The organism is Corynebacterium sp. HMSC077D03 (genome assembly GCF_001808545.1).
In the GTDB taxonomy this organism is placed as follows: domain Bacteria; phylum Actinomycetota; class Actinomycetes; order Mycobacteriales; family Mycobacteriaceae; genus Corynebacterium; species Corynebacterium simulans.
This window is the reverse complement of record NZ_KV793686.1, coordinates 242,615-254,339: the sequence shown is the minus strand read 5'-3', so window position 1 is coordinate 254,339 and position 11,725 is coordinate 242,615. Positions and strand designations below refer to the sequence as shown.

Below are 11,725 nucleotides of genomic sequence, written 5' to 3'. Positions count from 1 at the left end.
TGGGGTGGAACTGCTAACAACGTAATGGGCAAGCCCGCACACCGCGATGCCATCGTCGCCGCGGCGGGTGCGATGTTCTATCTCTACGGCAAAACCGCAACCATCGCCGAGGGCGTCGCCCACGCGAAGGAAATCATCGACTCCGGCCAGGTAGCCGATTGGTTGCGCACCCACGAGGAGGCGAACTATGCCTAAGCTGCCAACGGTGCTGGAGGGGATCGTCGCGGGGCGTCGCACCCACCTCGCGGAGATCCGTGAGCGCATCGCCCACGTGGATCTGGCGAACCTGCCGAAGTCGGAGCGTTCGCTTTACGACGCCCTGGATGGCACCAATCGCTTCATCATGGAGTGCAAGTCTTCTTCGCCTTCGCTCGGGCTCATCCGCGAGCACTACGAGCCGGGCACCATCGCGCGCATCTACTCCCGCTATGCCTCGGCAATTTCGGTACTGTGCGAGCCCGATAAGTTCGGCGGCGATTATGATCATCTGCAAACCGTCGCGTTGTCCACACATCTGCCGGTGCTGTGCAAGGACTTCATCATCGACCCGATTCAGGTTTATGCCGCGCGCTACTACGGCGCCGACGCCGTCTTGTTGATGATGTCCATCGTCGACGACGAGACCTACGCCGAGCTGAAAGCCCTTGCCGATTCCTTAGGACTGGACGTACTGACGGAGGCGATTACCAAGGAGGAGGTCGACCGCGCCGTCGCCTTCGGCGTCGACATCATCGGCATCAATAATCGGAACCTCCACGATCTGAGCATCGACCTGACGCGTTCGGAAAAGCTCGCGGAATATGTTCCGCAAGGCAAGATCATTGTCTCCGAGTCAGGAATCCGCGATAACCAGACGGTGCGTCGCATCGGCGGCCACGCCAACGCTTTCCTCGTCGGCTCTCAACTGACGAGCCAGCCGGACATTGACCTGGCCGCGCGCCGCCTCGTCTACGGCGACAATAAGGTCTGCGGACTCAGCACTCCTTCCGCGGCACAGGCAGCCCGCGCGGCCGGTGCCATCTACGGTGGACTCATCTTCGAGGAGGACTCTCCGCGCAATGTTTCACGTGAAACTGCGGAACAGATCATCAGCCACGAGCCGGGGCTGCGCTACGTTGCGGTCTCGCGCCGCACCTCCAACTTCGCGGAGATTGCATTCGAGGGCATCCACGCAATCCAGCTGCATGCCCCATATCAGGGGAGCGTCGAAGCCGAGCGCGCGCTCATCGCGGAGGCCCGCAAGCATTCGAACTTTGTCTGGCGTGCCATCGATATGACGGCGCCGGATGCCCCGGACTTGGCGCGGGCGCTTGCCGGAGACGCGGATCTCCTCGTTCTCGACACCGGCCGCGGCGGCACGGGGCAGACCTTCGATTGGTCCACGGTTCCACGTGATGTCCCGGCCCTCCTCGCTGGGGGACTCAACCTCGAGAATCTGGAGGACGCGCTCGCCATCGGCGCCGCCGGCCTCGACCTCAACTCCGGATTGGAGACCTCCCGCGGCAAGGACTCTGGCCTCATCGCCCGCGCCTTCCAAACCATCCGCAACTACACAAATCCTTAAATAGCCTTCTTCACAACACCCCGACACAGGAAAGAACATGACTGAAACACAAGAAACCAGGGAAACCTTGCTCCCGGCCTACTTCGGCGAATTCGGCGGGCAATTCGTGCCGGAATCTCTCATCCCAGCTCTCGATCAGCTTGAGCAAGCCTTCGTAGATGCCCAGAACGATCCCTCCTTCCGTGAGGAGCTCGCCGGCTACCTGAAGGATTACCTCGGCCGCCCGACTCCGCTGACCGAGGCAACCAAGCTAGGCGGCAAGGCCCGCATCTTCCTCAAGCGCGAGGACTTGGTGTACGGCGGCGCACACAAGACGAACCAGGTAATCGGCCAAGCTCTGCTGGCCAAGCGCATGGGCAAGACCCGTATCATCGCAGAGACCGGCGCCGGCCAGCACGGCACCGCCACCGCACTGGCTTGCGCGCTGCTCGACCTTGAGTGCGTGGTCTACATGGGAGCCAAGGACGTCGAGCGCCAGCAACCCAACGTCTACCGCATGGAACTCATGGGCGCCAAGGTCGTCCCCGTCGACACCGGTTCCGGCACCCTCAAGGACGCCGTTAACGAAGCACTGCGCGATTGGACCGCAACCTTCCACGAGTCCCACTATCTCCTCGGTACTGCAGCCGGCCCACACCCGTTCCCAACCATCGTGCGCGAGTTCCACAAGGTGATTTCCGAAGAGGCAAAGGCGCAGATGATTGAACAAACCGGCGAACTGCCGGCCCTCGTCGTCGCCTGTGTCGGCGGCGGCTCCAACGCCATCGGCATGTTCGCCGATTTCATCGAGGACGAGGGAGTCGAGCTAGTTGGCGCTGAGCCAGGAGGCGAGGGCCTCGACTCCGGTAAGCACGGTGCCACCATCAACAACGGAACGGTGGGCATCCTCCACGGCGCGCGCTCCTATCTGATGCGCAATGCTGACGGCCAAGTAGAGGAGTCTTACTCCATCTCCGCCGGCCTGGATTACCCGGGTGTCGGCCCACAACACGCACACCTGTCTAAGACCGGCCGCGCTAAGTACGTCGGCATCACCGATGCCGAGGCACTCGAAGCCTTTCAGCTACTGAGCAAGAAGGAGGGCATCATCCCGGCCCTCGAATCTTCCCACGCCCTCGCCTATGCGTTGAAGCGTAAAGAAGAAGACATCACCATCCTCGTATCCCTTTCTGGCCGCGGCGATAAAGACATCGACCACGTCCGCCACACCCTCGAGCAGAACCCACAGCTGCGCCTCAAGGAGGAAAACTAATGAGCCGCTACGACACCCTGTTTGCTGCCCTCAAGGACGAGGGAGCATTCGTTCCTTTCATCATGCTGAGCGATCCCTCTCCGGAAGTAGCTCTGGAGATCGTCCGCGCGGCCGTCGCCGGCGGTGCTGACGCCCTCGAGTTGGGCGTTCCTTTCTCTGACCCAGTTGCCGATGGCCCGACGATTCAGGCCTCGCACATCCGCGCGCTGGCCAACGGCGCGACCGTCGATGCCGCAATTGAGCAGATCAAGCAGATTCGCTCCGAGTTTCCGGAGCTTCCCATCGGCATGTTGATCTACGGCAACGTCCCATTCACCCGCGGCATCGAGAACTTCTATCAGGAGTTCCACGATGCGGGTGCAGATAGCATCCTGCTTCCCGACGTCCCGGTGCGCGAAGGCGCCCCATTCGTCGCGGCCGCGGAAAAGGCTGGCGTCGACCCAATCTTCATCGCACCGGCACAGGCGAGCGAGAAGACCTTGGCAGGCGTGGCTAAGTACTCCAAGGGTTACATCTATGCCATCTCCCGCGATGGCGTGACTGGTACGGAGAAAGCCTCAGAGACCCGCGGCCTCGACGAGGTGGTTGCCAACGTCAAACGCTTCGAAGGCGCTCCGGTTCTCCTCGGCTTCGGCATCTCCACCCCAGAACATGTTGCCGACGCCATCGCCGCCGGCGCAGCGGGCGCTATCACCGGCTCCGCAATCACCAAGATCATTGAGAAGCACGTTTCACGTGAAACCGACATTGATGTCGATGCCCTTAAGCAAAACATCACCGACTTCGTCGCATCCATGAAGGCGGCGACCAAGAAGTAGCGGCACCTAAAAAACTGAGCGCATCAAAACGCATATAAAAAGACCCGAGGAAGTTCTCGCATGAACTTTCCTCGGGTCCTAGTTTTGGATTAAGCGCCTATAAGAACAGCTCTTACTGTTGTTCGGCTGGGGTAGTGGTCTCCTTGTCAAGGCCCTCAATCTTGCCGCGCGCGAAGCGATCCACAATCATCGCGATTGCACCATCGCCCGTGACATTCGCTGCGGTACCGACCGAGTCGATGGCAATGTATGCCGCAATCATGAGCGCCACGAGGGAATCATCGAAGCCCATGTTTGCCTGCAGAAGACCCACCGCAACCATCACCGCACCGCCTGGGACGCCAGGCGCAGCAACCATCATGATGGCCAGAAGGAAGATGAACCCTGCCGCCTCGCCGAAGGAAACATCCATGCCCGTCATCGTGACGATGGCGAAAGCGTACAGAGTCAGCTTGATCATCGAGCCCGAGATGTGGATGGTTGCGCCGAGCGGAATGACGAAACCAGCCACCGGACGGGAGATGCCATTCTTAAGCGCGGACTCTAGGGAGACCGGAATCGTGGCCGCTGAGGATGAGGTACCCAGCGCGGTGAAATAGGCCGGCGCCATATTCTTTAGCGCGACGAAGGGATTCTTGCGCGCGATTGCGCCAGCGATCAGGTACTGGAAGAGAAGGTACACGATGGTCATGACGACGGCGAGGATAAGCACCTTAGAGAAGGCAACGAGGACGTCGCCAAGATTGCCATTCATTCCCAGCGACAAGAACATGCCGAAGATGTAGATCGGCAGAAGCGGAACGACGAATCCCCAGATGATCTTGACTACGACGGCTTCCAGCTCTTTAGTCACCGCGTAGAGAGTGTCGGATTTCACCGCAGTCATCGCAACGCCGATACAGAAGGACAAAAGCAACGCCGACATTACTTCGAAAGGTGGCGGCATATCCACGGTGAAGTAGGGCTGCAGCGCGCCTTCCTCAATATCGGAAACGTTGGTATCGATGGTCTGGCCCGCAAGCATCGTTGGATAAAGCGCGACTGACAATCCATAGGCAATGAAGCCCGCGAGAATCGTGGAGCCATACGCGAGTGCGACCGTCATTCCGAGCCACTTGCCAGCGCCGCGACCAAGCCCCGCAATCGCAGGCGCCACGAGAGCGAAAATCAGAACTGGGATGAAGAAGCCCAGGAAGTTTCCGAAGAGCCCATTGAAGGTGGCGAAGATGCGCGCGGCCCATTCCGGCAGAATGAAGCTGGCAGCAATGCCCAATATGATCGCGGCGACGATCTTAAAGAGCAAAGAGCTAGTAATACTCTTGAGGTTCATTTAGCTTTCTTTTCATTGTTATGTGGTGCGTGTGACCACTGCTTTCTTTGGCGCAACACGAGCAGAATATTACCAAACGAGCAGCTTTTCACACTCATCGTAAAATCGCCGCGAACCCACGAAGAGCTGGATTTTCTTCTGGCAAATTCAGGGATAAACTAGGGGACATGCTCGCGATAGCCATCATCTTCTTTACCCTCGCCGCCATCTTCCTCATCGTGGGCGGCCTCGCCACCGCGCGTAAGCTCCCCGGTAATAGTGTCGTGGGCCTCCGCCTGGTAGAAATCCGCAAGACTAAGGAAGCTTGGGACAATGCTCATGCAATCGCCGGCCCATTCTGGATGCTGGCTGGTGTCTCTTTGCTCTTCGGCGGAGTCGTGGCGATCTCCGCACGCGGCTGGATGTGGACCATCCCGGCCCTGACTTTTGTGATTTCCATCCTGGCGCTGTCCATCGGATCTAACATGGGTTCTCGCGCAGCCTTCCTGTGGGATGAAGCCCACAAGGCAGAAGAGGGCTGCGGTGACAGCTGCAACTGTGGCGACGATGGATGCGGCTCCACCGAACCCGAGGTAGATCTCGGGGCGCTCCGCAAGGCAGCCGAGCAAGCAGATCACGCCTAGCAAGCCTTCAGCCCTCGCGCCGCGGGGGCTATTTTCATAGCGTTTTGTAAAGACACAGTGACGTTAATTAACAAATCAGATAGTCTAAGGACTTATCGTCATGAGTGACTTTAAGATTGGCAACTAATGTCAGCCGAAAATGGGGAGTATAAAGAATTTGTTTATTCCAAGACTTGGCCTCACCGACCGAAAGGAAACTGAGCCGATTTTCCGAAAGAATGCGATAGGGTAGACACATGACTCAGTGTTCACGTCGCATCTTCCTTCTCGGCTCCGCAACCACCTTCGCGGGCGCCTACCTTGCCGCATGCGGTAAGGAACCAAGCGCAGAAATCGCAGCCACCGAGGTTCCGGTCGGCTCGGCCGTCATTGTAGACAAGGTCATCTTCGCGCAACCCAAGAAGGGTGAGTTTAAAGCATACTCGCAGACTTGCCCACACCAGGGCAGCCTAATCACCCAGATCGACGAGATGACGGCAACCTGCACCACGCATTTTACTTCCTACAACTTGAAAGACGGCTCCGTCATCGACGGCCCTGGAACCAAACCGCTAACCGAATATGACGTCGAGACCGAGGGCGACAAGGTTAAGAACGTCTCGGCTTAAGGCCAAAAAGAGCGAGTGTTTCACGTGAAACACTCGCTCTTTTGATTAATAGCGCCAAAACATTAAGACACAATCACCGAGCGCGGCTATAGGAGGGGAGCGCCTCCAACGGTGAACCGAGTTCTTCAGCAGCGCGTCGCGGCCAATAGGGATCCTTCAGAGCGGCACGGCCAACCTCAATGACATCGGCACGATGGGCAGCAAGAATTTCTTCGGCGTGCTGCGGCTCAGTAATGAGGCCAACCGCCGAAACCGGGAGGCCCGCTTCACGGACCTTAGTGGCATAATCCACCTGATATTCAGGTCCAACCGGAATGTCGGCATGCGCGTTGCCGCCGGTAGATACGTCAATCAGGTCGACCCCACGTTCACGCAGCCGCACAGCAAGGGTGACGGTGTCCTCGACATCCCAGGCTGGACGATCAAAGATCCAATCGGTGGCAGAGACACGCGCGATAAGCGGCATCTCCTCGGGGATTACCGCACGCACTGCGTCGACGACCTCAAGGGGAAGGCGCAAACGGTTTTCTAGGCTGCCGCCATAAGCGTCAGTACGCTGATTGCTTAACGGGCTCAAGAAGTTGTGCAGCAAGTAGCCATGCGCCATATGGAGCTCGATTGTGTCGAAGCCAGCCTCGACGCTGCGCTTTGCCGCGGCGGCAAAGTCTTCCACCACGCGCGCGATGTCGGCAGGAGCCATCTCCCGTGGAACCGCATAGTTGGGATAAGCGATGGGCGAGGGGCCTAGAGTTTCCCAGCCACCTTCGGAGACGGGGACGGAGCCGCGTGCATAGCCGGGCAACATCGGATAAGTAGAAGCCTTGCGCCCGGCATGGCCCAGCTGAATGCCAATGCGAGCATCAACGCTATGCGCGAAGTCGACGATTTCCTTCCACTTATCGCGCTGCTCGTCGGTCCAGATACCGGCGCACTGCGGGGAGATGCGGCCTTCTGGGGAGACGGCGGTGGCCTCTACGATGCTGAGGCCAAAGCCGCCGGCAACATGCGAGCCATAGTGAACCATATGCCAGGGCTGAGGTACGCCTTGTACTGCCTGATACTGGCACATCGGCGGCATCCACACGCGGTTGGGAAACTCGACGCCGCGCAGGGTTAGCGGAGTAAATAACTTAGTCATGAACACATGCTACCGATAAGATTTGCTCATGATTTCGCGCCTCAAGAAGATAGATCCGCTCATCTTGCTCATCGTCTCCGCGGTAATAGTTGCTATTGTTTTCCCAGCCAGAGGAGAATTTGCCGCAGTCTTCGACTCGTTAACGAACATCGTTATTGCGCTGCTGTTCTTCCTCTATGGTGCTCGTCTTTCTACTGCGGAGGCACTGGCAGGCCTGAAGAATTGGCGCTTACATTTAACGATCTTGGCTTTTACTTTCGTGGCCTATCCGTTGCTGGGATTAGCACTTCGCCCACTTACGGCATTCATTTCACAGGACATGTATCTGGGAATCCTGTTCCTGACGCTGGTGCCATCAACAGTGCAATCCTCGGTGGCCTTTACCTCGGTGGCGAAAGGAAATGTCGCGGGAGCCATCGTGTCTGCCTCGGCCTCAAACCTAGTCGGAGTCGTCCTAACTCCTTTGTTAGTCATGGCGCTGATGGGCGCGGGAGATGGCATATCGGTAGACGGGGGAGTCTTCCTGGAGATCAGTCTGCTTCTGCTTGCACCTTTCGTTTTAGGTCAACTCACGCGTCGCTGGGTAAAGGACTTTGCCGCTAACAAAGGCACAAAGATCGTCGACCGTGGTTCGATCACGATGGTGGTTTATGGCGCCTTCTCCAAGGGAGTGGTCGACGGCATCTGGGGCTCAATCAAGATCTGGGAGCTGGTGTTCCTCGTGGCGCTTTCCATCGCGATGGTGGCCTTCATGCTGTGGCTAACGCGCATAATAAGCTCCCACATCGGGTTCGGGCGCGAGGACGTAATCGCCATCGAATTCTGTGGTTCCAAGAAGTCTCTCGCCACCGGGCTGCCCATGGCGTCAGTTATCTTCGCGGCAGGTGGGACCTCACTGGGGCTTTTGATCCTGCCGCTGATGATCTACCACCAGGTTCAGCTGATGATCTGCTCCTGGCTGGCTGCCCGGTATGCTGGGCAGTCATGAGCACCCTGATGTACATCCGCACCACCATAGAGGTCCCGGGCGTCGGTTCCGCCATTCACGTAGCGGAAATGGAAGAAGTAGACGCCGAGACCTGCACCATGCTGCGCATGATTGCGCTCGCGCCAAACGACGCCGTGGCAGGCGCCGCCACCCCAAATAAATCGGTGGGAAACGCCGACATCCCGCAGTCCACGGTGCCGCACCCAAACACCTACGACAATTACCCGAATATCAGCGCGGAGCATGTCTCCGAAGAGGATTTCACGGCACTGTGGACCGAGGCCTTGGCGCTCTACGGAGACCTATAGGACGCTTCGGCGTGGAAGCGTTAGAAGACGAAGTTAACTAAAAGCACGTAAGCGGCAGTTCCGCCGAAGATCGAGAAAGCGGAGCTCTTTCGCCACCAGTGCAGCCCGGCAGTAATCGCCACACCAATCAAGGCGGCGAGGATTCCGCCGGGCGCTTCTTTTTGTCCGTAGACGGTATAAACCACCAGCACGGTCATAACGCCCACCGGCATGGTCATACCGAGTAGGCCGATGAACTGGCTGCCTTTCAGCGCCTTGATGAAGGAAAAGGGCAGCTCACGCAACAGCAGAGTAACGACGCAGATTGGCAACAACACCGCCGCTACCATGGACAGACTTACGCCTGCTGGCATTAACGCTCACCCCTTCGCAGAATCATTGCGGTATCCAGACGCGGAGAGAAGTGACGCATCAACAGCAGCAAGAAATAGGCTGCCAGTGCGACCATGAGAACCTGCCCCGGAAACAGCACCGCGGAAAGAATGCCACACACTGCTGCGGAAAGCGGCAGAGAGTAATCCTTGTTGTTTTGGAAGGCATCCATGGTCAGGACGACGAAGAGCGCCACGAGGGCGAATTCGAGGCCCTTGATATCCGCGGGGATAACCTGGCCGGCAAGAGCGCCAACGATTCCGCTGCACACCCAGGAGGACTGAATCAGGCCCTGAATAGTAAGGATGTGTGGGCCGCTAACTTCCTCATCCTTGGGCTTGGAGGAAACGATGGCATAGGCTTCGTCGGTTAGCGCATAAGTGGCATAGGCGCGGCCCAGACGACTGTGGATGTTATCTCGTGGGAATGTAAGCCCGTAGAAAATATGGCGGAAGTTAACCATGAAACCAGTGACCAACGAGGCAATTGCACTAGTGCCTGCCGTAACCATATTGATGGCGAGGAACTCCATCGAACCCGCATAAATAACGGTGGAAAAGATGGGAGCCCACCACCAGTCGTAGCCGGTTTGCACAATCAGGATTCCGAACGCGAGTCCAAGCGGTACGAGTCCTAAGGCTACCGGCGCAGTATCTTTCAGACCTTTAAGAATCTCCTCACGCATGCGCAAATACTAGATCATTAGTTGTCATTAATATTCGCCGGGTATGTGGAATACAAAGGCAGCGGCATAGGCTGACGCTTCATAACATCGCCCCACAGGTCAGCGGCACCGGGAGTGAGCACGTCTTGCGCAAGCGCCGGAGCAACATACCAGTCGCCGCGATAAATTTCTTCCGATAATTGGCCAGGGCCCCACTCCGCGTAGCCGGCGAAGAAACGCGCGCCGTCGACAAGCTCAGCGATCTCCTCGGGCTCGGCACGCAGATCCACGTGCACCAGGCGCGGGGCAAGCTTGTTGAGCTGTGGCTCCTGCTCGATGCGCACGCCCTGCTTAGTCATGCCAAGCGCTATGACGGATTGCTGATTCATCGGGCCACCGATGTAAAGCGCCTGCGGCTTAGCCACGAGGGGCAGCCACTCAGGAAGCACGTTGAACACGGCCACCTCGGAACGCTTGGTCAGATCGACGCCGAAGGTCATCACGTCGTTGTGCTCGATCACCAAGATCACCGAGCGAGCGAATTCAGGAGAAAGCATGCCCGGTGCAGCGATCAAAAGCTGGCCGGGGGCGGGCTCGTTGCGCTCTAGGGCATTGAAAAGTCTATCGGCATACATTACTTACCTAGACTCCCACCACTGACGCAGCTTCGCAATAGCAACCTCGCGCCCCAGCGGGCCTTCCTCCAAGCGCAATTCCTTAAGATAAGACCAAGCTTGGCCAACCTCCGGCCCGGGCTGCAGACCGAGGATCTCCATGATCTCGTTGCCGTCGAGATCCGGACGCACCTTGGCCAGATCTTCCTTCTTAGCGATCTCCGCGATGCGTTCTTCCAAGTGATCGTAAGTGCGCTGCAGGCGGCGAGCCTTCTTTTCGTTGCGGGTAGTGCAATCGGCGCGCACGATCTTGTGCAGGCGAGGAAGGAGATCGCCCGCGTCGGTGACGTAGCGGCGCACGGCGGAGTCGGTCCATTGGCCTTCACCAAAGCCATGGAAGCGCATGTGCAGGTAGACCAGCTGGCCGATGGCCTCGGTGGTGGCCTTGGGGTACTTCAACTTGCGCAGGCGCTTGCGCACCAGCTTCGCGCCTACGACCTCGTGGTGATGGAAGGTCACCTTGCCGTTGGTGGTATCGCGGGTATCGGGCTTGCCGACGTCGTGAAGCAAGGCTGCCCAGCGCAGGATAAGGTCCGGCTCTTCCTCCTGATCGATGGCCTGCCGCAGCACGGTCAGCGAGTGGACATAGACGTCCTTGTGCTGTGCATGCTCATCGGGCGCCATACGCAACGCCGGGATCTCGGGGAAAACATGATCTAGGATTCCGGTATCAACGAGCAGGTCAATGCCCGTTTCCGGGCGCTTGCCCAGGATCAGCTTATCCAGCTCTACCTGCACGCGTTCGACGGTGATACGGCGGATCTCGCCGGCCATTTCTTCCATCGCGGCCTTGACGCGATCTGCCACCTGGAATTCCAGCTGCGAGGCAAAGCGCGCAGCACGCAGCATCCGCAGCGGGTCATCGTGGAAAGAGATCTCCGGTTTATCAGGAGTATCGAGGATCTTGTTTTGCAGATCGCTTAGGCCACCCATCGGGTCGTGAAACTCAAACCCATCTTCCTTGAGCTCGATGGCCATGGCGTTGACCTTGAAGTCGCGGCGGACCAGATCGCCTTCGAGGGTGTCGCCGAAGACTACCTCGGGGTTACGGGAATCCCCATCATAGGAATCGGAGCGGAAAGTGGTGATCTCGATCTGCTGGCCTTTATAGACGGCCGATACAGTGCCGAAGTCGATGCCGGTATCCCAGACCTTTTCGGCCCAGCCTTCCAAGATCTCCTGGACCACCTCGGGACGCGCATCCGTGGTGAAGTCGAGATCGTGGCCGAGGCGCGACAACAACGCGTCACGCACAGAGCCGCCGACTAGATAGAGCCGGTTTCCGCGAGCACGAAATTGCTCTGCGAGGCCACTGAGCGAGGCTAGAGTCTTTTCAACGCCGTTTAGCTGAGTGTCCTGAAAATTCACGGATGTGAGTCTACTACG

13 protein-coding genes and 1 pseudogene are annotated in these 11,725 nt (G+C 58.3%); 8 read left to right on the top strand and 6 right to left on the bottom strand.

What is annotated here, in order from left to right:
* The 4 genes and pseudogenes from HMPREF2888_RS12465 to trpA form a co-directional block, all read left to right on the top strand.
* Positions 1–195, top strand: a pseudogene (locus HMPREF2888_RS12465) (hypothetical protein); the annotation flags it as partial.
* Entirely contained in the window at positions 188–1,564 is a 1,377-nt protein-coding gene (trpCF, locus tag HMPREF2888_RS05065; RefSeq protein ID WP_070518432.1) for a bifunctional indole-3-glycerol-phosphate synthase TrpC/phosphoribosylanthranilate isomerase TrpF, read from the top strand. The pseudogene HMPREF2888_RS12465 and the gene trpCF, both read left to right, overlap by 8 nt.
* A 37-nt stretch (positions 1,565–1,601) precedes the next feature.
* Complete coding sequence (trpB, locus tag HMPREF2888_RS05060) at positions 1,602–2,816, top strand: tryptophan synthase subunit beta (RefSeq protein ID WP_070518430.1); 1,215 nt, start codon at positions 1,602–1,604, stop codon at positions 2,814–2,816.
* The gene (gene trpA / locus HMPREF2888_RS05055) at positions 2,816–3,634 is read left to right on the top strand and encodes a tryptophan synthase subunit alpha (protein WP_070518428.1); all 819 of its coding nucleotides are present in this window, start codon (positions 2,816–2,818) and stop codon (positions 3,632–3,634) included. Before trpB ends, trpA begins: the two co-directional genes overlap by 1 nt.
* 112 nt (positions 3,635–3,746) lie before the next feature.
* Here the strand turns inward: trpA and HMPREF2888_RS05050 are convergent, their stop codons facing one another.
* Positions 3,747–4,964, bottom strand: coding sequence for a dicarboxylate/amino acid:cation symporter (locus HMPREF2888_RS05050; protein ID WP_070518427.1), 1,218 nt, complete (start codon positions 4,962–4,964; stop codon positions 3,747–3,749).
* A gap of 167 nt (positions 4,965–5,131) precedes the next feature.
* Between HMPREF2888_RS05050 and HMPREF2888_RS05045 the strand changes: the two genes are divergently transcribed.
* Complete coding sequence (locus HMPREF2888_RS05045) at positions 5,132–5,587, top strand: SdpI family protein (protein WP_061925457.1); 456 nt, start codon at positions 5,132–5,134, stop codon at positions 5,585–5,587.
* Between the two features lie 236 nt (positions 5,588–5,823).
* The gene (locus tag HMPREF2888_RS05040) at positions 5,824–6,195 is read left to right on the top strand and encodes a Rieske (2Fe-2S) protein (protein ID WP_070518426.1); all 372 of its coding nucleotides are present in this window, start codon (positions 5,824–5,826) and stop codon (positions 6,193–6,195) included.
* A 73-nt stretch (positions 6,196–6,268) separates the two neighbouring features.
* Here HMPREF2888_RS05040 and HMPREF2888_RS05035 read toward each other — a convergent pair whose 3' ends face one another.
* Positions 6,269–7,333 carry an NADH:flavin oxidoreductase/NADH oxidase gene (locus HMPREF2888_RS05035; RefSeq protein WP_070518447.1) on the bottom strand — a complete coding sequence of 355 codons (1,065 nt, stop codon included), beginning with the start codon at positions 7,331–7,333 and terminating at the stop codon, positions 6,269–6,271.
* A 28-nt stretch (positions 7,334–7,361) separates the two neighbouring features.
* On the opposite strand from HMPREF2888_RS05035, the gene HMPREF2888_RS05030 reads away from it, so the two are divergent.
* Together HMPREF2888_RS05030 and HMPREF2888_RS05025 are read left to right on the top strand one after the other, a co-directional pair.
* Entirely contained in the window at positions 7,362–8,321 is a 960-nt protein-coding gene (locus HMPREF2888_RS05030) for a bile acid:sodium symporter family protein (protein ID WP_070518424.1), read from the top strand.
* Positions 8,318–8,629, top strand: a complete 312-nt coding sequence (locus HMPREF2888_RS05025) for a hypothetical protein (RefSeq protein ID WP_070518422.1) — start codon at positions 8,318–8,320, stop codon at positions 8,627–8,629. Before HMPREF2888_RS05030 ends, HMPREF2888_RS05025 begins: the two co-directional genes overlap by 4 nt.
* Before the next feature lie 20 nt (positions 8,630–8,649).
* Here the strand turns inward: HMPREF2888_RS05025 and HMPREF2888_RS05020 are convergent, their stop codons facing one another.
* The 4 genes from HMPREF2888_RS05020 to HMPREF2888_RS05005 are packed head-to-tail and all read right to left on the bottom strand — an operon-like array spanning position 8,650 to position 11,707.
* Complete coding sequence (locus HMPREF2888_RS05020) at positions 8,650–8,982, bottom strand: branched-chain amino acid transporter permease (RefSeq protein ID WP_061925468.1); 333 nt, start codon at positions 8,980–8,982, stop codon at positions 8,650–8,652.
* Positions 8,982–9,686: an AzlC family ABC transporter permease gene (locus tag HMPREF2888_RS05015; protein ID WP_061925471.1), complete on the bottom strand. Its 705-nt coding sequence runs from the start codon at positions 9,684–9,686 to the stop codon at positions 8,982–8,984. The genes HMPREF2888_RS05020 and HMPREF2888_RS05015 overlap by 1 nt, the downstream gene beginning before the upstream one ends.
* Positions 9,687–9,703: 17 nt before the next feature.
* Positions 9,704–10,300, bottom strand: a complete 597-nt coding sequence (locus HMPREF2888_RS05010; RefSeq protein ID WP_070518420.1) for a YqgE/AlgH family protein — start codon at positions 10,298–10,300, stop codon at positions 9,704–9,706.
* 3 nt (positions 10,301–10,303) lie between these two features.
* A complete protein-coding gene (locus HMPREF2888_RS05005; protein ID WP_070455773.1) occupies positions 10,304–11,707 on the bottom strand; it encodes a CCA tRNA nucleotidyltransferase in 1,404 nt (467 codons plus the stop codon).
* Positions 11,708–11,725: the final 18 nt, after the last annotated feature.